17 protein-coding genes and 1 pseudogene are annotated in these 25,296 nt (G+C 45.8%); 8 read left to right on the forward strand and 10 right to left on the reverse strand.

Annotation, left to right across the window (positions count from 1 at the left end; translation table 11 throughout):
• The first annotated feature begins 5 nt into the window (after positions 1-5).
• From HMPREF1535_RS17830 to HMPREF1535_RS17865, 8 genes are all read left to right on the forward strand, one after another.
• Positions 6-1,325, forward strand: a complete 1,320-nt coding sequence (locus HMPREF1535_RS17830) for a V-type ATP synthase subunit B (RefSeq protein WP_007656318.1) — start codon at positions 6-8, stop codon at positions 1,323-1,325.
• 92 nt (positions 1,326-1,417) lie between these two features.
• Positions 1,418-2,044, forward strand: coding sequence for a V-type ATP synthase subunit D (locus HMPREF1535_RS17835; protein ID WP_007656319.1), 627 nt, complete (start codon positions 1,418-1,420; stop codon positions 2,042-2,044).
• Positions 2,041-3,861: a V-type ATP synthase subunit I gene (locus HMPREF1535_RS17840; protein ID WP_046147037.1), complete on the forward strand. Its 1,821-nt coding sequence runs from the start codon at positions 2,041-2,043 to the stop codon at positions 3,859-3,861. The genes HMPREF1535_RS17835 and HMPREF1535_RS17840 overlap by 4 nt, the downstream gene beginning before the upstream one ends.
• A 54-nt stretch (positions 3,862-3,915) precedes the next feature.
• Complete coding sequence (locus tag HMPREF1535_RS17845; protein WP_005644070.1) at positions 3,916-4,368, forward strand: hypothetical protein; 453 nt, start codon at positions 3,916-3,918, stop codon at positions 4,366-4,368.
• Positions 4,369-4,508: 140 nt separating this feature from the next.
• Positions 4,509-6,950, forward strand: coding sequence for a S9 family peptidase (locus tag HMPREF1535_RS17850; RefSeq protein ID WP_010803232.1), 2,442 nt, complete (start codon positions 4,509-4,511; stop codon positions 6,948-6,950).
• A gap of 252 nt (positions 6,951-7,202) precedes the next feature.
• Entirely contained in the window at positions 7,203-7,568 is a 366-nt protein-coding gene (locus HMPREF1535_RS17855; RefSeq protein ID WP_044246236.1) for a BlaI/MecI/CopY family transcriptional regulator, read from the forward strand.
• A 5-nt stretch (positions 7,569-7,573) separates the two neighbouring features.
• Positions 7,574-9,244: a M56 family metallopeptidase gene (locus HMPREF1535_RS17860; protein ID WP_046147038.1), complete on the forward strand. Its 1,671-nt coding sequence runs from the start codon at positions 7,574-7,576 to the stop codon at positions 9,242-9,244.
• A gap of 1 nt (position 9,245) precedes the next feature.
• Positions 9,246-10,493, forward strand: coding sequence for a 6-bladed beta-propeller (locus HMPREF1535_RS17865; RefSeq protein WP_052716744.1), 1,248 nt, complete (start codon positions 9,246-9,248; stop codon positions 10,491-10,493).
• A gap of 366 nt (positions 10,494-10,859) precedes the next feature.
• On the opposite strand, the gene HMPREF1535_RS17870 is transcribed toward HMPREF1535_RS17865, so the two are convergent.
• From HMPREF1535_RS17870 to HMPREF1535_RS17910, 10 genes and pseudogenes are all read right to left on the reverse strand, one after another.
• On the reverse strand, positions 10,860-13,376 hold the full coding sequence (locus HMPREF1535_RS17870; RefSeq protein ID WP_046147039.1) for a beta-N-acetylglucosaminidase domain-containing protein: 2,517 nt from the start codon (positions 13,374-13,376) through the stop codon (positions 10,860-10,862).
• A gap of 121 nt (positions 13,377-13,497) precedes the next feature.
• On the reverse strand, positions 13,498-15,255 hold the full coding sequence (locus HMPREF1535_RS17875; RefSeq protein ID WP_046147040.1) for a DUF3857 domain-containing protein: 1,758 nt from the start codon (positions 15,253-15,255) through the stop codon (positions 13,498-13,500).
• Positions 15,256-15,261: 6 nt separating this feature from the next.
• Positions 15,262-17,226, reverse strand: a complete 1,965-nt coding sequence (locus HMPREF1535_RS17880; RefSeq protein WP_046147041.1) for a DUF3857 domain-containing protein — start codon at positions 17,224-17,226, stop codon at positions 15,262-15,264.
• Between the two features lie 23 nt (positions 17,227-17,249).
• A complete protein-coding gene (locus HMPREF1535_RS26290) occupies positions 17,250-18,398 on the reverse strand; it encodes an AMP-binding protein (RefSeq protein ID WP_235438394.1) in 1,149 nt (382 codons plus the stop codon).
• A gap of 45 nt (positions 18,399-18,443) precedes the next feature.
• Positions 18,444-19,466 (reverse strand): annotated as a pseudogene (locus HMPREF1535_RS26295) (o-succinylbenzoate synthase); the annotation flags it as partial.
• Positions 19,467-19,474: 8 nt separating this feature from the next.
• Entirely contained in the window at positions 19,475-20,299 is an 825-nt protein-coding gene (gene menB, locus HMPREF1535_RS17890) for a 1,4-dihydroxy-2-naphthoyl-CoA synthase (RefSeq protein WP_007656343.1), read from the reverse strand.
• Positions 20,300-20,325: 26 nt separating this feature from the next.
• Entirely contained in the window at positions 20,326-21,993 is a 1,668-nt protein-coding gene (menD, locus tag HMPREF1535_RS17895) for a 2-succinyl-5-enolpyruvyl-6-hydroxy-3-cyclohexene-1-carboxylic-acid synthase (protein ID WP_007656345.1), read from the reverse strand.
• Between the two features lie 65 nt (positions 21,994-22,058).
• A complete protein-coding gene (locus tag HMPREF1535_RS17900; protein ID WP_007656347.1) occupies positions 22,059-23,123 on the reverse strand; it encodes an isochorismate synthase in 1,065 nt (354 codons plus the stop codon).
• A complete protein-coding gene (locus HMPREF1535_RS17905; RefSeq protein WP_046147043.1) occupies positions 23,120-24,352 on the reverse strand; it encodes a Cof-type HAD-IIB family hydrolase in 1,233 nt (410 codons plus the stop codon). The genes HMPREF1535_RS17900 and HMPREF1535_RS17905 overlap by 4 nt, the downstream gene beginning before the upstream one ends.
• Positions 24,353-24,448: 96 nt before the next feature.
• Positions 24,449-25,291: a Cof-type HAD-IIB family hydrolase gene (locus tag HMPREF1535_RS17910; RefSeq protein ID WP_046147044.1), complete on the reverse strand. Its 843-nt coding sequence runs from the start codon at positions 25,289-25,291 to the stop codon at positions 24,449-24,451.
• Between the last annotated feature and the right edge of the window lie 5 nt (positions 25,292-25,296).

Below are 25,296 nucleotides of genomic sequence, written 5' to 3' on the forward strand. Positions count from 1 at the left end.
AACGTATGGCAACAAAAGCATTTCAAAAAATATATACGAAGATTACCCAGATCACGAAAGCTACCTGTTCGCTGAAAGCAACGGGAGTTGGGTATGACGAGCTGGCTTCCGTAGACGGTAAGTTGGCACAGGTGGTGAAGATCATCGGCGACGAGGTTACGTTGCAGGTGTTCTCCGGTACGGAAGGTATCCGTACGAATGCCGAAGTAGTATTCATGGGCAAGGCGCCTACGCTGAAAGTAGGCGACCAGTTGGCCGGACGTTTCTTTAACGCGTATGGTGATCCGATCGACGGTGGCCCTATCCCTGAAGGAACGGAAGTGGAGATCGGCGGTCCGTCGGTAAACCCGGTGCGTCGTAAACAGCCGTCTGAACTGATCGCTACAGGTATCGCCGGTATTGACCTGAACAACACGTTGGTAACCGGACAGAAGATACCGTTCTTCGCTGACCCTGATCAGCCTTTCAACCAGGTAATGGCAATGGTAGCCCTGCGTGCCCAATCGGATAAGATCATCCTCGGTGGTATGGGTATGACCAACGACGACTACCTGTTCTTTAAAAATACATTTAGCAACGCCGGCGCACTCGACCGTATCGTGAGCTTTATCAATACAACCGAAGACCCGTCCGTGGAACGTATCCTTATTCCGGATATGGCACTTTGTGCGGCTGAATACTTCGCTGTACAGAAGAACGAAAAGGTATTGGTACTGTTGACCGACATGACCAACTATGCGGATGCTCTGGCAATCGTATCGAACCGTATGGATCAGATTCCTTCGAAGGACTCTATGCCGGGTTCGTTGTATTCCGATTTGGCAAAGATCTACGAAAAAGCAGTACAGTTCCCTGCCGGTGGTTCTATCACCATTATTGCGGTAACAACCCTGTCGGGTGGCGATATTACGCACGCTGTGCCTGATAATACCGGTTATATCACCGAAGGTCAGTTATACCTGCGTCGTGATAGTGATGTCGGTAAAGTAATCGTCGACCCGTTCAGAAGCTTGTCACGTTTGAAACAGCTGGTAACAGGAAAGAAGACACGCGAAGATCACCCGCAGGTGATGAATGCCGCCGTCCGTCTGTATGCCGATGCTGCCAACGCAAAGACAAAGATGGAGAACGGTTTCGACTTGACAGACTACGACAACCGTACGCTTTCTTTTGCAAAGGATTATTCAGAAAAACTGCTGGCTATCGATGTAAACCTCGACACAACTGAAATGCTCGACGTGGCATGGGGCTTGTTCGGCGAATACTTCAAGCCGGCTGAAGTGAATATCAAGCAAGAGTTGGTAGACAAATACTGGAAGAAATAAGGAGGTCTTATGACCGTCCCATTCGGATGAAAATATAATTTCTTTCGAGAGAAAATAAAGTTCCGTCCGAATGGAATATAAAACGATATAATATGGCAATAAAGTTTCAATATAATAAAACCTCTCTTCAGCAACTGGAAAAGCAACTGAAGATGCGCGAGCGTTCCCTGCCTACGATCAAGAGCAAGGAAAGTGCGTTGCGTATCGAAGTGAAGCGGACCAAGGATGAAGTGACTAAATTGGAACTTCAGCTGGAACAGGAGATACAGAGCTACGAAAATATGGTGGCTTTGTGGAATGAGTTCTCTCCCGAACTGATCGCTGTAAAGGATGTGACGCTCACGACGAAGAAAATCGCCGGGGTGATCGTTCCTGTCCTCAACGAGATACAGTTCGAGATCGGACATTACAGTCTCTTTAATTCCCCTGCCTGGTTTACCGATGGTGTCGAACTGTTGAAGCAGTTGGCGCGTACCGGAATAGAAGCAGAGTTTTCGGGAATGAAGCTGGAGTTGTTGGAGCATGCCAGGAAGAAGACTACTCAAAAGGTGAACCTTTTTGAGAAGGTACAGATCCCCGGCTATAAAGATGCGATCCGGAAAGTGAAACGGTTTATGGAGGACGAAGAGAGCCTCTCCAAGTCGTCACAGAAGATCATGCGGGCTAACCAGGAGAAGCGTAAAGCGAAAGAAGAACATAAAGAGGAGGCTGGCGTATGATAGTAAAGATGAGCAAATATGCCTTTATGGTATATCATAGGGAATATGATACGTTTCTGGCACAACTGCGCGAACTGGGCGTTGTGCACGTGAAGGAAAACAAGTCTATTCTCGATAATGCGGAACTTCAGGATATTCTGGCTATACGGAAGCGTGTCAATCTGTTAATGCGTTTCTTCAAGAACCTAAATAGTCAGTCGAAAGATGTTCAGTTGGCACCTGCCCGTGAACTGGACAAGAAAGCCGGAATGAAGTTGGTACAGAAAATAGAAGGATTGCAGGATAAGAAAGTGCAGCTCCAGTCTGTTAAGGCATCTCTTGAAAAGGATATTGCCTATATGGAGATCTGGGGTGATTTCAGTTGGGCTAACTTCAATCGTTTGAAGAAGGCCGGATATGATATCACGTTCTGGACTTGTCCGACCGCTAAGTATGAACCGAAATGGGGAGATGAGTATAATGCTGTGTTGATCAATAACTTCCAGTCGGTAACTTATTTTGTTACAATAACAAAGGAAGGTACACATATCGATATAGATGCGGAGCGTCCGAAGATGCCGGACAGAGGTTTGCAAAAACTGAATGCTCGTCTCGATCTGTTACAGCAGGAAATGAAAGCATTGGATGCCGAAATGAAAAAACTGGCTGCATCCGATTATAATACCCTCGACCTGTTCGATAAGAACCTGCAAAACGAGTTCAATCTGTCGAATGTATTGGTGCAGACAGACCGTCAGGCGGGAGAGAAGCTGATGTTGCTGGAAGGCTGGGTTCCGACCGAGAAAGCCCGGGCAATGGAAGAAGCGCTGGAAAAGGATAATTACTTCTATCAGGCACAGGAGATAGAAGAAGGTGACAAGGTACCTATCCTGTTGAAGAACGGTAAGTTTGCCAAGCTATACGAACCGATCACCCGGATGTTCTCTTTGCCTAACTATGGCGAGTTCGACCCGACACCATTCTTTGCCCCATTCTTTATGCTGTTCTTCGGACTTTGTTTCGGTGACGGCGGATACGGGTTACTGGTAATGATAGCCTGTACGATCCTGAAACGGAAAGTCAATCCGGACTTCAAACCGTTCCTGAGTCTGTTCCAGTATCTCGGATTGGCGGCGCTGATCGTCGGTACATGTACAGGTTCGTTCTTCGGTATCGCTTTGGTCGACATACCTGCTTTTGCTTCGGTAAAAGACTACTTTGTATCGAGCGATAACCTGATGACGTTCTCTATCATAATCGGATTGGTGCAGATCTTGTTCGGAAAGACAATTGCTGCGCTGAAGATCATGTCTCAGAAAGGGAAGAAATATGGTATTGCACCGTTGGCATGGGTATTCATTATCCTGGCATTGTGTCTGGTATTCGGCTTGCCGATGCTGAATGTACAGTTGCCCGAAATGGTGAAAAATGTATTCCTGGTAATAGCCGGGCTTGGATTGCTGGTCGCTTTCCTTTACAATACGCCGGGCAAGAATATCTTCCTGAACTTCGGTACAGGTCTTTGGAATACCTACAATATGGCTTCCGGGTTGTTGGGTGATACTTTGTCTTATATCCGTCTGTTTGCGATCGGTCTGACCGGTGCGATCCTGGGTGGCGTATTCAATTCGCTGGCTGTGGATATGACAGAAGGAATGAACATCGTATTGCGTGTGATCTGCATGTTGCTGATCCTTTTGGTCGGCCATGCGATCAACATCGGTCTGTGTACTATCAGTTCGCTGGTTCACCCGCTTCGTCTGATCTTCGTGGAGTATTATAAGAATGCAGAGTTCGAAGGCGGCGGTAAGGCGTACGAACCTTTTAAGAAAGCATAAACAAAACGTGATTTAAATAATAACAAAAGAATAATTAAACAAACAAATTTCATTATGGAACCAATTTTATTAGCTTATCTGGGTATTGCGTTGATGACAGGTTTAACCTTTATCGGCAGTAGTTATGGTGTAACAATCTGCGGTAACGCAGTAGTAGGAGCAATGAAGAAGAACCCGGATGCACTGGGTACTTACATCGCATTAAGTGCGTTGCCTTCTTCACAGGGTTTGTACGGATTCGTGGGTTATTTCATGATGCAGAAATTCCTGGTTGACAGCATTACAATGTTGAATGCAACAGCTATCTTCGGCGCAGGCTTGGTATTAGGTTTTGCAGGTTTGTTCTCTTCTATCCGTCAGGCAGAAGTTTGTGCAAACGGTATCGCCGGTGTAGGTGCAGGTCACAACGTATTCGGTGCAACAATGGTTATGGCCGTATTCCCTGAGTTGTATGCAATCTTGGCTTTGCTGGTTGTTATCCTGATCGGCGGCACTCTTCCGGTATAATAGAGTAGTTAACAATATCTTAATCCCCTGCTTTATCGGTCGATAGAGTAGGGGATTTTTTTATTCTTTCATTTGAGAAACAAAATATTTATATACTTTTGCATGAAAGCAAGCAAACAATATAACACAATTTGTAAAATATGAAAAAACATCTACTTTTAGTCGCGTCAGGACTTCTTCTTTCTTTTGGCGCAAGTGCGCAAACAACTTCGGCAGACGATCCGCTACCGGGTTATACGCAGGCTGAACGTTTTGCGGGTAATAAATTATCGACTATGTTGTTTTCCACTTCGGTGGACCCGCATTGGTTTAAGGCAGGGAACTGCTTCTGGTATGAATATAAAACAGGAAACGGCAATGTCTGGTATGTGGTTGATCCTTCCGCAAAGACGAAACGTCCTTTGTTCGATCAGGATAAGCTGGCTGCCGAATTGACTGAGATCGTTAAGGATCCGTATACGGCTCAACAGTTGCCTATCCAGAAGTTGGAGACGGGAGAGGACGGACGTACTTTTACTTTCCAAATTACCTCTTCACAAGACGCCAAAAAGGACAGCACGGATAAAGACAAAAAGACGAAAAAGGAGGTATTCTATTTCTCCTATGATTATCCGACACGTAAATTGACCTATCTGGCAGACAAAAAGAAGGATACGGAATATCCAAACTGGGCCTCTATCTCACCGGACGGTAAAACGGTAGTCTATGCCAAAGACCTGAATCTGTATCGTATGTCGCGTGAAGATTATGAGAAACTGAAGAAAGATGATAAAGACAGTACGGTCACAGAGATACAACTGACGACAACCGGTGTAAAAGACTTCGGTTTCGGTCAGCCTTACAGTCTTCTGAATACAGATACCTTATGTAACGGTAAAAGGAAGAACCCGGGTTATCTGTTATGGTCGCCCGATTCCCGTCATTTTGTAATCTCTATTTCAGATAACCGCAAGGTGAAAGACCTGTGGGTGATCAATGCTATGGCCACTCCGCGACCGACATTAGAGACTTATAAATACCAGATGCCGGGTGAAAAGGAAGCTCCTGTCAGTCATCTGTATCTGTTTGACATGAGTAACGACTCTTATAAAGAGATCAATACGCAAGCATTCAAAGACCAGACAATACGTATGGCTTATCGGCCCCGCCTGCATAAACAGCGTGATATGAAAGAACTGCCCAGTATTTGGTTGGGTGATAATAACCGTTTCTTCGTTACCCGTTCCAGTCGTGACCTGCATCGCATCGACGTCTGTACTTATACGATCGGTGAAGACTCTATCCGTCCGATTATCGAAGAACGTATGAATACGTATATCGAACTCCGCCCGCTGGCCGCCGTTAATAACGGAAAAGAACTGATCCATTGGAGCGAACGCGACGGTTGGGCGCATCTGTATCTTTATGACGACAAAGGTAATCTGAAGAACCGCATCACATCAGGCCCCTGGCATGTAGACCAGATCGTGAAGGTTGACGAAGCCAAACGCGTTGTCTATTTCCTTGCCAACGGAAGAGAAAAAGGGGAGAATCCTTATTATGAACATCTTTACCGGGCTAACCTCGACGGAAGCGGTTTGCAGATGGTTTCTGCCGGCGATTATTTCCATGATGTCCGTGTAGATGATAACGCCCAATTCATCGTCCATAATTATTCTCGTATCAACACTGTTCCGAAATCGGATCTGTTGGATAACACCGGTCGTAAAGTGATGGAACTGGAAGAAAGCGATTTCTCGCAACTGTTTGCTGCCGGTTACCAGTTCCCGGAACCGTTCAAGGTAAAAGCTGCCGATGGCGTAACGGATCTTTACGGTGTCATGTATAAGCCTTTCAATTTCGATTCGACAGCAGTATATCCTATTATCGACTACGTTTATCCAGGTCCGCAGGTTGAAGCGACACGCTATCCGTTTACCCGTATGAGCGTCCGTACCGACCGTCTGGCACAGGCTGGCTTTATTGTCGTATCAGTCGGCAACCGCGGCGGCCATCCGAGCCGTTCGAAATGGTATCATAACTTCGGATACGGAAATCTGCGTGATTATGGGCTGGCTGATCAGAAAGCTGCTATTATCCAGTTGGCGGATAAACATAAGTACATTGATATCCACCGTGTCGGTATTCACGGACACTCGGGTGGTGGTTTTATGTCGACTGCAGCTATCCTGCAATATCCTGATTTCTTCAAGGTGGCCGTATCTTGTGCTGGTAATCATGATAATAAGATTTATAACCGTTGGTGGAGTGAAACGCATCATGGCGTAAAAGAAGTGGTATCAGAAAAAGGCGATACGACATTTACATACAGTATCAAGAGCAATCCCGAACTGGCCAAGCAGTTGAAAGGGCATCTGCTGCTGGTTCACGGAGATATCGACAACAACGTGCATCCGGGTAACACGATGCGTGTGGTAGACGGACTGATCCGTGCCAATAAACGTTTCGATATGTTGCTGTTGCCGCAACAGCGTCATGGTTTCGGTGATATGGATGAATACTTCTATTGGCGTATGGTCGATTACTTCTCAGAACATTTGCTGGGAAAATCGGATAAGTCGGTGGACATTCCGAAACGATAAAAAACCAAGAGGCTCCTGTATAGAATGCAGGAGCCTCTTTTTACATAAATAGACATTGTTATTTGGTTCCTCGCGGATGAAATAACAGAAGGGGGTACAGGTCTCCGACCACAAAAATGGAACATAGATAGAGAAAAATAATCCAATAAAAAGGAAGAAGAGGAAGAAAAACGACCTCTTTTAGTTTATTAACTAAGTAATTTAGTTTCCAAACTAAAACATTTAGTTACTTTGCCCGAAACAACAGGAATTATGAAACGACTGACTGCAAAAGAAGAAGAGATCATGGGCTATTTCTGGGAGAAAGGTCCTCTTTTTGTAAAACAACTGCTGGAATATTATGAGGAACCTAAACCTCATTTCAATACATTATCGACGATTGTCCGGGGATTGGAGGATAAAGGATTCCTTTCACATAACACTTTCGGCAATACTTATCAGTATTATGCCGCCGTTAGTGAGACAGAGTACAGCAAAGGTACATTGAAGAATGTTATTGCCAAATATTTCAATAACTCTTATCTGGGCGTTGTTTCTTCCCTGATTAAGGAGGAAGATATCTCTGTGGATGAACTTCGGAAGTTGTTGGACGAAGTGGAACAAGGAAATAAAAACTGACAATTATGGGAGACTTCTTTGTTTATATCCTTAAATCGTCTGTATGTCTGGCAGCTTTTTATCTGTTCTACAGACTGTTGTTAAGCCGTGAAACGTTTCACCGCTTTAACCGGATTGCCTTGTTAGGGGTAATCATTCTTTCCGTTGCCATTCCATTTATCCGTATTATGACCGATGAACCGGTTGCCATACAGCGCCCCTTGCAGAATCTGGAATATCTCTTACAGATGGCGCAAATGCAGACTGAGATACAGGTACAGACCTCTCAGTCATTCTGGCTTCCGTTACTGTTTGTAGTTTATCTGGTAGGCTGTGTTTTCTTTTTTGCCCGCTTCCTTTATTCGACAATCCGCATATGCCGGATGATCGGGATGGGAGAGAAGCAGGTGCTTCCCGATGGTAGCAAACTGGTGGTTACGGATGAGACTGTATGTCCGTTCAGTTGGATGGGATACATCGTCATTTCGCAAAAAGATATGGAAGAAAGCGGTGAAGAGATACTGACGCATGAGATGGCGCATATCCGTGCCCGTCACTCTGTCGATATGCTGATCTGTAGTTTTTGCGTCATTCTTCAATGGTTCAATCCTGCTGTCTGGTTACTAAAACAGGAATTGGAGAATATTCATGAATACGAGGCTGATGAAAGTGTGATCAATCACGGCGTCGATGCGAAGCAATATCAATTATTATTAATAAAAAAAGCTGTTGGTTCACAGCGCTTCACTTCTATGGCCAACAGCTTTAATCACAGTAAACTAAAAAAACGAATTACTATGATGTTAAAACGAAAATCGAATCCGTGGGCGAGATTAAAGTATCTCTATGTACTTCCGCTGACAGCTGTAGCGGTTGTAGCTTTTGCCCGTCCCGAAATCTCTCGTGAACTGGGAAAGATTTCAAGTGCCAAAATTAGCGAAATTGTTCCGGTTAAGGAAGTTATCGAGCCTAAAAAAGCTGAACCGGTAGTCGAGGTTGTCCCTGCCCCTGTAGAGAAACCTGCCATAAAAGAGGTGGTGGCATCTGCCCCTCAAGTGGTAAAAGTAATAAAGACGGAAGCGAGGGCAAATAAGGACTCTGTTACACAGGAAAAAGAGAAAACGGAAAATCCGCTAGAGGTTATGCAACAACAACTGGATAATTTCTCGAAAGACGCCGAAGATCGGATGAGAAATATCAAACAGAGAGTAGAGATGTCTCGTAACCTGATCCTGATCGATAATGAAGTAGCTACTTATGAGGAGCTGGATAAAGTGAGTCCGGAGAACATTCATAGTTTTAGTATGAGTCCAAAAGATAAAAGTGAAGAAATTCTGGCTAAATATAATGCTTCGGACAAGCAAGGTGTGATCTCGGTCGTTACTAAGGGTGCTATTGCTTCCGGCAAAATAAAAGAGGACGATGTAAAGGTGGTCGGTTATGGTCGTTTGTCTGATCGTCTGCCTGGGGACGTAAAAATCCGTATCAGGGACGGACAGATCGGAAAAGAGAAGCCTCTCATAATTATTGACGGAGTAGAACAAATAAAGGATGATGCTATAGATAAGTTGAATCCTAATATTATTGAATCTATATCTGTGTTGAAGGATGAATCTTCAGTAAAATTATATGGAGAGAGAGGAAAAGACGGTGTTATTCTGATAACAACGAAAAATGCATCCACAAAGAAGAAGTGAAATGATGAAGACCTATTTATATCAGGCAGCTTTTGCCGCCTGTCTTTTTCTTACCGCCTGCAATGAAAGTAAGACAACGGATGGAGAAATAACCGTAATCCCTGTAGGAGCCGCTCTCGACGCTCCTTCCGGATTGAAAGCTTCCGACTATTTCAAACAAGTATCTTATGTGGCGTTGGAAACGAATGACAGTTGTCTGGTAGGGCAGAATCCATCCGTGAAGATCCTACATGACAAATTGTTGGTGACAACTGCTCAAAAACAATGTTTTCTGTTTGACAGGGCAACCGGTCGCTTCTTAACCTCTGTGGGGCATGTTGGCAATGATCCGGAAGGATATAGCGATGTGAGAGGGTGTTGGCTGGACTATCCGAATAACCGGATTTATTTTAGCGGTTGGAATGAGAAACTTATTATTTATAATGCTGATGGTTCTTATTACGGAGAAAAGAAAACTCCGGTTAATACTTCTGTATTTCCTGCCTTTACAGTCTTTAATTATTTAGATAATCAGACACTTGTCGCTCATTCTACGGCAGGTAACGGTGATCCCGACCGGGTGATTGTATTCCGTGATACAATGATCATTAATCAGTTTTTACCATCCGGCAAAGATACGATGTCATTGAAGGTGAATCCAGATGATATAGAATCACTCAGTGTCACTCATAGTAAAGGTTTTGGCGGTGGTATGATTATTATAAGTTATAAGGATGGAAAAATGGCTGCTTATCCGGTAAGTGACCGTTTCTTCTGGCACCAGGGGAAAGATTTGTTCTTTATGGAACAATTCAATGATACAATTTATCAGGTAACGGCAGATGCTTTATTACCTGTCCGTCGTTTGGATATGGCATCTTATTATTGGAATCCAAAGGAACGTTTCAATAAGGAAAAGACTCATGTAGCTTATCCGACAGAAATGTTGGAAGGGAAAGATGTTTTTCTTTTACGTTTCATTGTGGATCTGTATAAGGATAAGCTTATTTATAATGCTATGTTCGATAAGAAAAGTGGAATAGTCAAAGTCGCTAAATATGACACCGCTTTTGAAAACGATCTGGACGGTTTCCTTTCTTTACAACCTGAATCAGTTTCTCCCGATGGCGAGTTTGCTCAGATCATTTCGGCAGATCAGGTCGTTTCATGGTTTGAAGAGAATGGAGATAAAAATGATTTACCGGAGGAAGTCACAGCTTTAAGAAAAGTAGGCGAAGAAGATAATCCGGTCGTGATTATTATGGAGTAAAATGTGAATGTACAACACCTGCATGAAATACCGAAGAGGAATGAATACGAAAGATTTATGACATATTGTCTGGAGCCAGTTTCCTTATAGGGGAACTGGCGTTTCCTTATTAAAAAAAATAGGAAACTGCGATGGACTGGAAATTAGCCAGTTATCCTTTTTTTCTTTCATGCTATTTAAGGTCTGTGGTCTCTGTTATTACCAGCCAAAATGTCCGGTTTGTATTCTTTAGGACAAGATATAAATGTTCTCAAATGAAACAGGTGACGCCGATTGCTATATCTGCGTCACCTGTAATGTGTTAATATGTTGTCGGTTAAATGAAGGAATAACGAAGCGACGCTATTTCCGGAAGAAATTTATGATTTACTCCCTGACAATCTGGTGAATTTGTACCGGAGTTTTACCTGCCGGGGTGATTATCAGCGTTTGCATATCATCAAATGAAATTTTGTTCAGCTTCACATAGCCGACGTAGCCACAATATAGCATATTGTTTTCGCCGTCATTGTTGACACCGGAGATGGAAACCATACTATCGTTATTGCCGGACAAGAAGAATTCGATATACTTGTCTACACCGTTACATTTCACTTCAACCTTTTCGCCCGGTTTCAACGTTTTATAAGTACTCAGATTGAGATCGTACATCATCAATTCTTCGTTGATTTCTGGTGCTTCCTTTGTCTTTACGGAAAAAGCGGCAACCTTCAGTTCCATCTGTTTGCCGGAATTGTTGCGCATCCGGACAAAATGAGCGTTCAGAGGAATTGTAGTAACGGTGAACTTTGTCCGGTCGGCAGGAATATCAGAAAGGATAGTCCATGTCTTACCGTCTTCCGACCATTCGAATACACGTCCGTCCACATTACTTTGAGGTAAGTTGAACGTGAAAGATTCGGCGTCCTTTTGTATTTCCCATCCGAGGCCGAGATACTGGTTAGGTTCGACTTTTACCACTTCAAGCATGGGGACATAGGCTATCAGATTCTCGTCTTCCGACCAGGGTTGATTCTTCAGCTGATCTATATTAGTAATGGTAGAAGCTGTGCTAACTCTGATTTCGTTGGAAGGTGTATCGGCTGTCGAAAGTAGGTTGCGGCTGGTCTGTCTGTATAAACCTTCAATAAGCGGCATCAGGACTCTTGAACCTACTTTTACACCTTTCTGATACGGATTCTGGTTGAAAGTACGGTTAACCAGTTTCATACTGTCCATAACGGCAGATACTTCGAGGAAACGTTGCCAGGTGTTCTGGCGGTCTTTTTCATACCAGGCGTGAGCCATACGCAGAGCATTGGAACCGCATCTTCCGAGTAACTCGAACTGCATAAGCCAGGGATTGATTTCTTTAATCAGTGCTTTATTGTCTCCCTGATTGTATATCAACTCGGGAGCAGCCTGTATCTGTGCGAATAAGGCACCCAGTTGGTTTGCATCTCTTTCGCCGAACTGTCCGTTGCGGTAACCGGTAAGGAATTTGTCGGCCTGTGCCTGGTAGCGGGTAGATTCCTCACGGCGATATAAATGACCGTTAGGTCCCGGATCGCTATTATTCTCACAGAATGTCTTGAAGGCGATGGCTGCTTTGGGTACTAAATATTCGCAAGCCTTTTCCCAAGCCAGTTGCGGGTCGTAACTGTGTATATTCCAGCTATACATGGCAACACCGAACAAGGCGACTTTGGAGGCTTCAGCGCGTTCCATCGGGTTAGCAACGAAACCGGACATCGCATTGGAAGCCTGAGTGTCCAGACCATAAGCGGGTCCCATCAAAAGGTGGTCACGGCAGTAATCGCTTACCGGGAAGTTCCACCAGATATAGGCGGGACGGCGGATACGCTTGTTGACCCATTCAAGACCTTCCAGGGTAATATCGTCTACAACACGATTCCCGGTCCACATGATATGGATAGCCGGGTGAAGTTGTTCGCCCAGGATATCGAGATAATCGGTCCGTGCCCATGAACGGTTGTATTCGGTCGGACACATGATTAATGGCTGTATGTCGCTTTTCTTTTCAATAAATTCTTTCTGGATGAAGTTCATCAGGCCAGCTTGTTTGGCTGCGTTTGTTCCTTCACCGGAAATGTCGTCAAAGAAGACAGCGAAAGCACGTACACCGAGGTCGTACATTTGTTCGAACTTGGTGATCACGTTGTTACTGTCGGTTGCATTCCATTTGATATCCTGTCCCGGATGGATTGCCCAGACGAAGTCTACCTTGTTGCGGGCAGCTTCGGTTGTCAGTTCTTTAATCTGCTTTGCCTGGTCGGCAGGATAGGGTTCACGCCAGCTGGCACTGTGGAAAGGATCGTCTTTCGGACCATAGATGTAAGTATTCATCTTAAACTGGCCGTAGAAACGAAGTTGGCTGATACGGTCGTCATGGCTCCAGGGAGTACCGTAGAAGCCTTCGACAGTTCCCCGATGGAGTACGTCAGGATAGTCGGTAATCGTACATAACGGAAGTGTGCGTTTGCCTGCTTCATTGTAGCCGACCAGTTGTTTGAGTGTTTGGGCGGCATAGAATAATGAACGGTCGTCCACAATTTCGATAGTGATTTTCTTCTTTGAAATATCCAGGATATAAGCACCTGAACGTTCCATTTCGGGTGTTCTGGCTTTCAGCTTTTTGACTTCCAGCGGTAATGACTTGCCTGATTGGACGAAAGGCAATGCTTCTTTCAGTATTTTCACTGCGTCGGCGTCCGGATTGCTGATACCTTGTAATGTATATCCATGAGACGGCACATATTGCTGGTTGGATATAACAATTTGTTGTGGTTGGGGATATAACTCGAGAGATAAGCTTTGCGCGTAAGTAAATCCCGGAATACAACATAATAATAGTGTCAGGAGTAGATTTGCTAGTATTTGCATAGATCAACGGTTTAAGATATTAATATTTGACTGTAAAGTTATTATTATTCAACAAAAAAACAAGGATGGAACAGTAGAATTATCTCGTTTCATCCTTGTTTAAATTACTGATTGTATTCGCTTAGTTAATTGACAATAACAATGTTTTGCCGGACTGATTTCCCCATTCGGTCAACAGGGAGCGCAAGTTGCCGAATTCAGCGGGAGTATAGAGCTGTTTGTTCAGTAGCAAAGAGCGTTCTACCTCTGCGTTGTTTCCGTTTTGCTTAACGGAGATGACTACCTTACCGGCAGCGTTTTCAATTGTTTTAACTGCTTCCGGAGTAGCTAGTTTCATCCCTTCCGGTACTTGAACGGTATAGGTATACCGTTCGTTTGCTTTGCAGGGCAACAGCAGGTTTTCCTTGCGGCTACTGTTCATATTGCAGTAGTAACTATGTGCCAGGCTGACCGGGGCATCGGGCAGTGAAACCATAACATATCCGTTGTTCGCTTTTAAAGGTTGGGATGCAGTATAGGAGATTGTCGTTCCGTTGCCGGTCTTCGATTCTTTTGCTTCCTTATCAGCACCGGCATAGGTAGACAGATAAGCTCCGTAATAGGGGAGGTAAGCGTTGCCGATAGTTGCATCTACTTTTGCATCTGCTTTTTCCGGAGAGACGGAAAGGGTAACCTTATAAGTGAGGTCGGTAGACGGTGTGCTGATTGTTACAGGCGTACCTGCTTTGGTCAGGCTGATGACTGGTGTCAGGTTATTCGAACCCGCAGCTGCCATTTTATTGGATGATGGAGACATGATATACTGTTTACCGTCTGCATTGGCAATAACGACCAGTTCTTTTATGGCACTCAACCCGCAACTGGCCGGTTCGGCATTCACACTGTAGGATGCTGCTGTTTCGGCTTTGATGCCTGCTGCATTTAACAGGCCGTTCAGCAGGTTTGTCTTTTCAGCTTCGGTTCCGTAGGCGGAATAGATTACATCGCTTGCCGAACGGATTTTATATCCTGCATCCGGCAACGAAAGGCGACTGTAACCCAGGTTTTCCGTTACGTGTTTCAGGATGGCCTGTAGTTTTTCCGTATCGTTCTTTTTACCTTCTGTCAGGTTTTCGGCAATGGCAGTCAACTGGACGTCGCTGGCGGGAGTGAACTGTGCATACAATGCTTTCAATGCGTCTCCGTTCGAAGCATAAGTGGTTGCAGTCAGGAAAGGAACGTCGCCATTGGCAGCCGAAACGAACGGGTCGCGGGAAGAAGCCGGCAGGTTCTGTAATTTCCAGGTAACGGTTTTCATGCCGTTGGCTGTTGTGACGGCCGGCTTGGCATTGTTATACTGCAAAGTGTAGGATAACGGTTTGCTTTCCGGTGCAGACAGACTGATGGTATATTCTTTTACCGGAGAGGTTTGTAATAGCTCGTTATAAATATCCAGCTCCGGCAGATACCCCGGTTTGGAAGTCAGCGTATAATCCAGATAGATGGTTGCTCCCAGTTCCAGACCGGTATGGACAACGACCATTTCTTTCAGATGGTTGTAAGCCGGAGCATCGGCTGCTGTCCGGGGAAGTACTTCCACAAAAGCATTGTCGGGCGTTTTGACAATGTTGCCGTCTTTCTGTTTGGTATAAGAGGAATTAATTTTTAGTTCCTGGTATTGCGGATTGTAAACGATGAAACTTTCCCCGTAAGTACCGTTCATGGCCGTATGTGTGAAAAGCGTAAGTTCCATGTTGTAGCGGAACTCCTGGCTTCCGTCTGCATTCAATGTATATGCTTTCGACAGCTTCTTATATTCAGCTTCCGGGCCGGCAAATGCGGATGCTGTAATAGCCAGCAGGCAGAGAAGCAGTGCCAGTTTATGTAGTATATTAGTCATTGTCTTTTATTTTTTAATAATTAAATAATCACCGAAACTTTTGTGTGCATTAACGGCAGAACGGAAACCGTCCCAGTCGGCTGCTTCATATACACGTTTCTTTAGAGCCAGCTTCTGGTGAAGCGTTATTTTATCGCCGTCCTGGCTCAATGAGCCTTCGAAGTCGGCGGCATCGCTTTGCTTGCTTTCGTTCTTTGCCTCATTTAACAAAGTGTATCCTTTCGGTAGCTGGATGGTTTCGTCCAGTTCCACCAGACGTGAACAGCCATCCTTGAAACCATACTGGCGTTCGGGCAGGTCGGTATTGATGCGCAGATAACTCTTTACCTGATTGTACAGGTTGTTCATTACCATCGGTTTGAAGACCAGTTCCTCTTTACCTGGGATAGCATATTCCGGTATTTCATAGCGGAAAGTGATTTTGATGGGAGCCGCTTGATAGTCTTTCGGATCTTTTCCATAATCCACGCTAAGCAGACGGGCTTTCGGGGATACGTTTAGCAACTGGCTTTCAAGCATGTTCTTCCATTGTGACTGCCAGCCACGGGTAAACATGCCGCGGATATTGCTGTCCGATTGTCCTTCGGCCGTGATGGTGAATTGTCCGGTCAGTGTGCCTTTGGCATCCAGTTTATTGTTTGCTTTGATACGTACATAATGGTTTTCCGGAGCGGAAACGGGAGTCAGGCAAAGGTCGGAACCTTCGGGAACTCCCGGCAGGTAGTTCTGTTGTTGTTCGGCGCTGCTCCATAGTTCGCGGCAGAAAGGAACCCAGGTCGGGTCGAGCGGCATATATGTACCGCTGGATAATTTAACGACGGCTACACAATGGTTGAAGTGGTCGGCCGGAATACTTTCCACACGGCTGCCTGCCATTGTCATAGCGGGATAGGCTTCGAAACCTGCCATACGGAGGAAGGATATCAGCGTTCCGGCAATATCTTTACAGACACCGCAACGGTCGGTATAATTCATCTTGGTATTGTGAAGGGTATAACCTTCGCCTTTGCCCATCGAGATGCCGGAGTAACGGATATTGTCGGCAACCCAGTGGGTGAGGACGGCTATCTTTTCCATTTCTGTTTTCTTCCCTTTGATAAGCTCGTCTACCTTTTTCTGTGCTTCCGGCAGTGGAGCAAAACTTCCGTAATCTTCGTTAACCTTATTGAACCATAATGATTTATCCTGCCATTTAGGAGTGGACGACATCATCAGTTTCGGAGCGGCATCGAACAGGTCGACCATGTTAGGTTCACGTTTGGTCGGCATCACATTGTTGGTGGAGAAGGTATAGGCTTTCCGACCATCTTCATAGCGCATGGAAGAGGCGCAGTCGCCTTGATAGAACTGGAACTGCATTTCTTTCTCCATCGGAATGGATACTTTATATACTTTACGTACGGTCGGTTCCGTCACCCAGAAAGGAACGATGTCATAGAATTGTCCGCGCATGGGAGGGATGAAGCGGGATTCGTCATCGCTGCCGTCGGCCAGCAGGGCGTAGGTGAAACCTTTCTTGTCGATTTCATATTCGATGATATCTCCCGGATTCAGCTGGCCTACTTCAAGCATGATCTGGCGGGCGCCCCAATAGATGGCGCGGGCCGGAGCCGCATAGTCGCAGGCTTGTGTAACGTCCAGGTTGATTACATCGCCGTTGGCACGGTAGACGGTCGCTCTCTTGAATTGTGCGAAAGCCGTCAGCGGGTCGTAATCATATTTGATGATACGGTTACTCACTGCTCCCCGGGGAGTCTGAATTTTGATAGTCTTGCAGACAGAAAATGAACCGGAACCGGTCGGTTGTACGGTTACGGACGTGCTGTCCAACAGATTGACGCAATCATATCCGGCATAGACTTCCGGCTTCTGAAGCGTCGGGTCCGGTGCGAACCGGCAACTTTCCCCACTCTGTCCGTAGGCGGGCGAAAGGGTTAGGAATGATAATACGGTAAGTGCAAAATACCTCATAAGTATAGTGTTTTAAATGATAATCAGATTAGCTTTGCCGCCAATAAACGACAGGCTGTCCGGTCTGTTTTACCACTGCCGGTGAGTGGGATGGCATCGACCTGCCGGATATATTTAGGCTGTTGGTATTTAGGCAGGAGAGAGGCTATTCTATCAGAAAGGCCTTCAATGTCTGCCGTCTTTTCCATCAGTAGCACAATGGCTTCTCCTAATCCGGGATGTGGAATAGCCGTTATCGCAAAGGTAGCAGAAATTATTGAACGTAGTGTTTCTTCCACTGATTCGATTTGTACTTTTATACCTCCGGTATTAATGATGTTGTCTTTCCTTCCCAGAATGGAGAAAGTACCGTCCGGATGCAACTGTGCGATGTCGTTTGTCACTAATGTCTCGTCGCAAACCAGTGGTGCGTTGATAATGAGTGTATCCTCAGACGATAAAGACAATTGTACGGAAGGGAAAGGGGTGTAGGCTGAAGAAGCCTCGGGGCCGTTCAGCCTGCGCAATGCGATATGAGAAAGTGTTTCCGTCATGCCATAGGTCGAGTAGACGATATTGGGTAATGTCCTGACCTCTGCTTCCAGTTCTTTATTTATGGCGCCTCCCCCTATGATTAATATCTCTGTCCGGCATAGGCGTTCTTTTTCCTCCGGTACTTGAAGCGTGTTATATACCTGTAACGGTATCATAGCAGCAAAGCGAAGCGGAGTCTCTACATCTGCCAACGGATGGCCGGAAGGCGTGCGCAGAATGAGAGTCAATCCGGCAACTAAGGCCCGTACGACCACCATCTTGCCGGCAATATATTGCAATGGCATACACAACAATGCATTATCTCCTTTTTGCAGATGAAGGAAAGAGCAGGTAAGGATGGCACTTTGCATCATCTGTTCTTTGCGGACAGTGAACTCTTTAGGCGTTCCGGTAGAGCCGGATGTATGAACGGTGATGTAGGGAGATTCGTTGAACCAGTCGGCCAGGAATTTGTATAAATCCCGACGTATCTCTGGTGCATCGGCAGGTAGATTAGTTATTAATTGCTGTATATTTTCTGCTGTACAAACCGTTCCGTCCTCTAACTGTAACAGTTGTTTATTACAATCTGTAAGTAACTGTTTCCCCTCTTGAGAGGGGATAAGGGGTGTGTTATCATTTCGTTCCGGAACAGGCATTAACACACCCCCTGCCCCCGAGGGGAATGAGTTACTCTTCGGATCGTACCAGAGACAATCCTGGCGAATGGAGAGCGGCATCTCCACATTGTCCGTAAATAAAGCCCCTGTTCCCAGTCCTTGCGGTAAAGGATTATTGAATGTTGCACACCATTGTGCAATGGCATTCAGTCCGATATTCGATTCCAATGCAGAAGTAATCCACCAGCCTATCTTTTGTTGTTCAGCTTCGTCGATCCATTCCTGTCCGCCACTTATCCCGCCATGTAAAGACGGTTTCAGTATGATATACTGCGGACGGATAACTGATATGAGTTCCTTTTTCCTTTCTATTGTATTGATGCCGATTAGTTCTTCATCCAAAGCAATAGGTAAAGGTGTTTCGGAAGTGAGTCGTGCCATTTCCTCCCATTGCCCGGCGCGGATAGGCTGTTCGATGGAATGCAGGTTCAGTTCGGCAAGCCGTTGTAACTTGTTCAGGGCATCGTCAGGGGAGAAGGCTCCGTTTGCATCTACCCGTAATTCTATTTCTTTAGCAGAAAAATGCGCACGGATATGTTTTAATAAAGCCAGTTCCTCTTCAAAATTAATTGCCCCAATCTTCAACTTAATACAGCGAAAGCCTGATTGCATTTTGACCTCGATCTGTTCCAGCATCTTTTTATAGTCACCCATCCAGATCAGGCCATTGATTGGGATACCGGCTTTACCTCGTGAAAAGTCTGTATCCCAAAGTGCAAAATTACCCGTTTGGAAATGGCGGAAAGCCGTTTCCAGTCCGAATAAGATGGAGGGATAGGAACGCAGAGCTTCGGTATCGGGCATTCCGTTCTGTTCCGTTTGGTGACAAATGGTTGCCAGTTTTTTTTCGTAGTCTGGCAGATCATCACAACTCAGTTTAGGGAGTGGAGCACATTCACCTATCCCGAATCGTCCGGGCATTTCATCAGTGGTAAGAACCAAATACCAGCTCTTTCGAATCGTATAAGTCCCCCGTGAAGTCCCTGCCGGTTGCTTGAAGTGTAAAACTTTAGGAATTATCCGGATTCTATAATGCGTTGTTCTCATTATTCTGATTACGGAAATTTGGGATAATCTTCAAAACGCGGGCGGCGTTTTTCGAGGAATGCTTTGCCGCCTTCCTGGGCTTCGTCGGTCATGTAGTAAAGCATGGTGGCATCGCCTGCCAGCTCCTGGATACCGGCCTGGCCGTCCAGTTCGGCATTCAGTCCCGCTTTGATCATACGCAAGGCAAGCGGACTGTGCATCATCATGGTTTCAGACCATTCCACATATTCATCTTCCAGCTTATCCAGGGGAACGACTTTGTTTACCAGTCCCATGTCGAGTGCTTCCTGCGCATTGTATTTCCGGCAAAGAAACCATATTTCGCGTGCTTTTTTCTGGCCGACAATACGGGCGAGATACGACGAACCGAAACCAGCGTCGAAGCTACCCACACGAGGACCCGTCTGCCCGAAGATGGCATTTTCAGAAGCGATGGTAAGGTCGCAAACGACATGCAAAACGTGACCTCCGCCGATAGCAAAACCATTGACGGCTGCGATGACAGGCTTAGGCATGGAACGAATCTGTTTCTGTACGTCGAGTACATTCAAACGGGCAACGCCGTCCTTACCGATATACCCGCCATGACCTTTCACATTCATATCTCCACCGGCACAGAAAGCGGTGTCGCCAGCTCCGGTCAAGACGATGACACAAATATCCGGACGCTCCCGGCAAATGTAAAGCGCATCGCTCATTTCGGTTGTCGTGGTGGGAGTGAAGGCATTACGGTAACGTTCGCGGTTGATAGTGATACGGGCAATACCATTGTAGAAATCAAACAAGATTTCTTCATATTCTTTTATCTGTTTCCATTCTCTTTGTGTTGACATAAAATCTTTATTTAGAGTATTGTTTATTATAACGTCTTTAAACTATGGTAGTATTCTTTCAGCAGGCGGACGTCTTCATCTTTGTCGGTGAATACCTCCATCAATACGGGTTGATTGATCGGATTCGGATCGGTGAACACTTTCATGGCTTCTTCCAATTCTGCCGTGTCGTGTACGCCCTGGTAGAGGAATCCCCGTTCGGTAGCCCAGCCCTGGGCCGAAGTCTTATGTGTAGCCGTTACAAAGCGGTGTGTCTTTCCTGACATCGACAAACCGGGCAGTGCCTGGAAGATTTCGCCGCCACCGTTATTCAGTAACAGGATGCGCAGGTTACAGCCGAAGTTGCTGTTCCAAAGCGCGTTCATATCATAAAAGAAGCTCAGATCGCCTATCACCACAAAATTCAATTTGTCGGATGCTACCGCATAGCCGATAGCCGTGGATAATGAACCTTCTATACCGCTTGTTCCCCGGTTGCAGCAAACTTCAACTTCTTCGGGCAACGTAAACAATTGAGCGTATCGTACCGTCGAACTATTGCCTAAATGTAAGGCAGACGGAGTCGGCAATGACTTGAGCAAACGACCGATTGCTGCCATTTCCGAATAAGCAAACTCCGGTTCCGGCAGACTCTTCGTATTGTTTTCCCAGACACGTGGAAATTCTGTCGGCTTATTTTCCAGCAGATAAGCAATCTTTTCAAGAAACTCGAACGGGTCCATTTCTATTACGGTAGTCATTACACCGTATAAGTCAGCCACTTCACCATCGGCCGATACGTGCCAATGTTCTTTCGGCGGATTATTACGTAGGAATTTCTTTAAACGTTTGGATACGATGTGTCCGCCGTAGGTAATAACCAGTTCGGGAACCATCTTTTCCTGCGTTTCTTCAGGCAGGGCATAAATGGCTGCATCGAAGTTTTTGACCGGGATGCCCGGAATGGTCTTGTTGCTTGTATGTTCGGTCAGCCAGGCGAAATGTTTATAAAGTAGCTTGGATATCTTCTTTTCAAAAAGATAAATCAGGCTCATCTGGCCGACAATGATCATTCGTTTATTATAGCTGTTCAACCGTTCGATCAGGGTATTGTATTCCCTGTCGTACACATTCAATCCCTGATAACGAGTGATAACGCGCACTTTCGGCAATTCGGGAGTAGTGAACTGGAACAAAGGTTCGGAGATCGGCACATTGATATGAACCGGTCCTTTTCCATGATGATTCAACTCCAACAATGCTTCGTTGACAAGGCGGTTGCAATACCATTCATCTTCATCCGTATGAATTTCCGGCAGATTGACCGATTTCTTAACCAGGGAACCGAATACGCCCGGTTGTGGTAAAGTCTGTCCGTCCATTTGGCCTATCCAGGCTCCCGGACGGTCTGCCGATATGACGATAAGAGGAACATGTTGGTAGTAGGCTTCCGCCACAGCCGGATGGATATTCAGCAAAGCCGTACCCGAAGTACAGCAAACGGCTGCCGGTTTTCCTCCGTGCAATGCCAGCCCCATGGCAAAGAATCCGGCACTTCGTTCGTCGGTGACGGAATAGCAGGTGAAGAACGGATGATTCGCCAATGTATGTACGATAGGCGAATTACGGCTTCCCGGACATAATACGATTTTACTTATACTATGCTCCTTGAGCAAGGCCACTAACTGAAGAATGTTTTTCTTATCGGTATACATATATTATATTTATCTTATTCTGCTTACAAAAGTACATATAATATCTAACGCAAAACGCCTGTCTATCATAATAAGGCCCGCATCGTTTGCAGTTTGTCTTCCGTTTCCTGCCATTCGTCGCTTAACTCTGAAGAGGAGAGCAATCCTCCTCCGGCATAGAGTGTCTGTGTCTTCTTATTGATATTCATGCAGCGCAGATTTACATACAGGTCGGTTCTGCCTTTCGGGTTCAACCAACCTATAAAACCGGAATAGTAACGGCGGTCGTAACCTTCATTTTCCAGGATAAAACGGTAGGCGTCATCTTTGGGTAATCCACAAACGGCAGGGGTAGGGTGTAGCAGTTTCAACAAACTACCCAGCTTATCGTTACTGTCCAGCCGGAACCTGAAATCACTTTTCAGATGACATAAAGCCCCGGCACGTGCCGAATAGGGACCTTCCATCGTCGATTCGATACCCAGTGAACTTAGCTGGTCGTGGATATAATTGGAGACTAGTTGTTGTTCCCTTTTGTTTTTCTCATCCCAATAAGTCGGCAGTTCGCCGTTCTGTAAAGGCTGTGTTCCTGCCAGCGCAACCGTATGCCATTCGCCCTTTTCTCCCGAGAGGATAATTTCTGGGGTTCCTCCCAGCCAGATGCCCGTTTCCGGTGTATGGCAGAGGTAAACATAAGAACGGATATACTGTTTGCAGGCCTTATAAAAAGCCTTTGCAGGCGAAAAGCCGGATTCCCTGTCGAGTGTCAGACTGCGCGAAAGTACCAGTTTGTCCAGCTGTCTCTCCTGCAAAGGCTTGATAAAGGAATCGAAACAATGTGTATAGTTGTCTTTTGTCTTCCGTTCGGATGGGTTTTCTGTTCCATTCGGATGAAACTCCAAATCCATTCGGATGTAATCCGGTTGACTGTTATCCGGCAATTCGCTATAATCGCGCCGAATCAGCACGATGGGACATTCCCGGCTGACCCGGAACGGAGCGATGACGAAGCCCTGTTGTTCATTCAGGTCCTCGATGTTATATAAAAGACGGGCAGAACCGGAGGCTTGCATCACGAACCGGGGTTCTTCTTCTCCCGGAATACGATAGATTGCAAAACTCCGGCCCTGCCTGATCAGTGAGTCTATCATTTCTTTTTTAATATACTATTTACGACACGTATGGATGATACCAACTTATCAGTAGAGGTAAACACATCTACATTCCATACGTGTGAAGAACGTCCCTTGTGAATAATTGTCCCGACGGCACGTACCGTATCGCCTTCATGGGCCGACGACATATGGCTGCCGCTCACTTGCATTCCGACTACAATCTCGTCCGGCTTAGCCAGTATCATAGAGCCTAATCCCGCAACTGTTTCAGCCAATGCCAAAGTCGCTCCGCCATGCAATATGCCGAAAGGCTGGCGTGTACGTTCGTCGACCGGCATTGTCGCTTCCACACGGTCTTCGGATGCATAAGTATATTGAATACCCAGGTTACCCATCAGTGCATGTTTAGCCCGTATATTTAGCTGGTCTAAAGGAACTTCTGTCGGTTTGATGGCCGCAAGGATAGCGGTTTCTACGGCTATTGCCACACCATCCTGATCGTTGGTCAGTGTGGTGAAATCCGTACAGACCTTAACCGAATCACGGGCGTTGCCCATCGCTACGCTGGTTCCGGCAAGCTGTAACATGGGGACATCAGCAATACCATCGCCGATCGCTACGACTTCTTCGGTCGTAATTTTCAGCTTTTCCATCAATACGCCTAATGTGTTTCCTTTGTTGATGAATTGGGGAACCACTTCCAGATAAAAATCTTCCGAACGGAATACGTCCAATACACCGTCCAGCCGTTTCTTCCAGTGATTTTCCAGTCCGACCAGTTCTTCTTCATTGTCGCTTGCCAGCACACACTTGCAAGGACTGAAGTCGACAGCCTCCGGAAAATTATCAACACCGATCACACGCATATTGTTTAGCGCAGCTTCTTCCTGCACATGTTTGTTGTCGGGTTTATCTGTCAGGATATAGTCTTTATGATACGTGAAAATGGCAAAGTCGTTCTTCTTCGCTTTCTTATCCAGATAAGGCAGCATCTCCGGGTTGATACGTTTCTCGAAGAGCAGCTCACCCGTTTGTACGTTGATGATCTGGCCACCGTTATATGAGAGTATGAAACCACCGTAATGATCCAGTTCCAGAGCCTTTGCGAGCGGCATAACCCCGTTAGTCGGTCTGCCGGATGCCAATACAATGTGTATTCCCATTTGCTGAACTTTCAGTAAAGCAGCCTGGGTACGGGCAGTAATTGCTTTTTCACTGTTGAGCAATGTCCCGTCTACGTCTAAAACCAATAATTTGTACTTCATGGCTTGCTGTTTTTTTGTTTAGATTACAAATCTACATAAAAATCCTGGTTTATAAACGCATCCAATAAAAATAAAGACCATCTCGTTAGTATCTTTTTAACCTATTTCATGTATATTTTGGTGGGTATTACTATTGAGTAAGTCATGAATGAAATGTGCAACGCCATCCTCATCATTCGTAAATGCAGTGATCCGATCTGCATTTGATTTTACGGGAGGCTGTGCATTTGCCATAGCAACGCCGAGTCCGGCAAATTTGATCATGGAAAGGTCATTGTAGCCGTCACCGATGGCGATAACTTCCTCTCTTTTTATCTGCACACGTTCCAATAGGCGTTCCAGCGAAGCGGCTTTGTCGATCCCTTTGGGTACGACTTCCAGGTAAAACGGTTCCGAACGATAGACATTGAGGCGAAGACCCAGTTCCTGACGCAGTTTTTCTTCCAGCGGAACCAGGTCTTCCGGTTCTCCGACTATCAGGCATTTGTCGGCTGGGAGCCGTAGATTGTGCAGGAAGTCGTCGGTTTCCTTTATCTTCATTTTGGTAAGAAATGATTCATATTGAACATATTTGTCAGCTGCGTTTTCGGTCAGGATGTATTTGCCGTTGTAAGACAGGATTGTCAGTCCGGCTTCATACGAACGTTGATAGATCAGGGGCATGACGTCTGGTGGCAGGGCCTGTTCGTAAAAGACCTTTCCGGTTTTCACTTCGATCACTTTTCCTCCGTTAAAAGAGAGGATGAAACCTCCGTACTCTTTCATATCCAGCGTTTCTGCCAGTGGAACGATACCGTAAGTAGGGCGTCCGGAGGCCAGAACCAGATGGAGACCTTGTTGCTGGGCTTTTATTAATACCTCCCGGGTGAAAGGCGTGATCTCTTTTTTACTGTTTGTCAGTGTTCCGTCCAGATCGAGGACCAGTAGTTTATAGTTCATCTTTA

Origin of the sequence: Parabacteroides goldsteinii DSM 19448 = WAL 12034 (assembly GCF_000969835.1) — a bacterium.
GTDB classification, from domain to species: domain Bacteria; phylum Bacteroidota; class Bacteroidia; order Bacteroidales; family Tannerellaceae; genus Parabacteroides; species Parabacteroides goldsteinii.

Coding starts and splice junctions, on each gene's coding strand:
- menB (WP_007656343.1), bottom strand. CDS start 20,299: ATGTCAACACAAAGAGAATGGAAACAGATAAAAGAATATGAAGAAATC.
- HMPREF1535_RS17900 (WP_007656347.1), bottom strand. CDS start 23,123: ATGATAGACTCACTGATCAGGCAGGGCCGGAGTTTTGCAATCTATCGT.
- HMPREF1535_RS17840 (WP_046147037.1), top strand. CDS start 2,041: ATGATAGTAAAGATGAGCAAATATGCCTTTATGGTATATCATAGGGAA.
- HMPREF1535_RS17835 (WP_007656319.1), top strand. CDS start 1,418: ATGGCAATAAAGTTTCAATATAATAAAACCTCTCTTCAGCAACTGGAA.
- HMPREF1535_RS17865 (WP_052716744.1), top strand. CDS start 9,246: ATGATGAAGACCTATTTATATCAGGCAGCTTTTGCCGCCTGTCTTTTT.
- HMPREF1535_RS17830 (WP_007656318.1), top strand. CDS start 6: ATGGCAACAAAAGCATTTCAAAAAATATATACGAAGATTACCCAGATC.
- HMPREF1535_RS17860 (WP_046147038.1), top strand. CDS start 7,574: ATGGGAGACTTCTTTGTTTATATCCTTAAATCGTCTGTATGTCTGGCA.
- HMPREF1535_RS17910 (WP_046147044.1), bottom strand. CDS start 25,291: ATGAACTATAAACTACTGGTCCTCGATCTGGACGGAACACTGACAAAC.
- HMPREF1535_RS17845 (WP_005644070.1), top strand. CDS start 3,916: ATGGAACCAATTTTATTAGCTTATCTGGGTATTGCGTTGATGACAGGT.
- HMPREF1535_RS26290 (WP_235438394.1), bottom strand. CDS start 18,398: ATGCCTGTTCCGGAACGAAATGATAACACACCCCTTATCCCCTCTCAA.
- HMPREF1535_RS17905 (WP_046147043.1), bottom strand. CDS start 24,352: ATGAAGTACAAATTATTGGTTTTAGACGTAGACGGGACATTGCTCAAC.
- HMPREF1535_RS17880 (WP_046147041.1), bottom strand. CDS start 17,226: ATGAGGTATTTTGCACTTACCGTATTATCATTCCTAACCCTTTCGCCC.
- HMPREF1535_RS17870 (WP_046147039.1), bottom strand. CDS start 13,376: ATGCAAATACTAGCAAATCTACTCCTGACACTATTATTATGTTGTATT.
- menD (WP_007656345.1), bottom strand. CDS start 21,993: ATGTATACCGATAAGAAAAACATTCTTCAGTTAGTGGCCTTGCTCAAG.
- HMPREF1535_RS17855 (WP_044246236.1), top strand. CDS start 7,203: ATGAAACGACTGACTGCAAAAGAAGAAGAGATCATGGGCTATTTCTGG.
- HMPREF1535_RS17875 (WP_046147040.1), bottom strand. CDS start 15,255: ATGACTAATATACTACATAAACTGGCACTGCTTCTCTGCCTGCTGGCT.
- HMPREF1535_RS17850 (WP_010803232.1), top strand. CDS start 4,509: ATGAAAAAACATCTACTTTTAGTCGCGTCAGGACTTCTTCTTTCTTTT.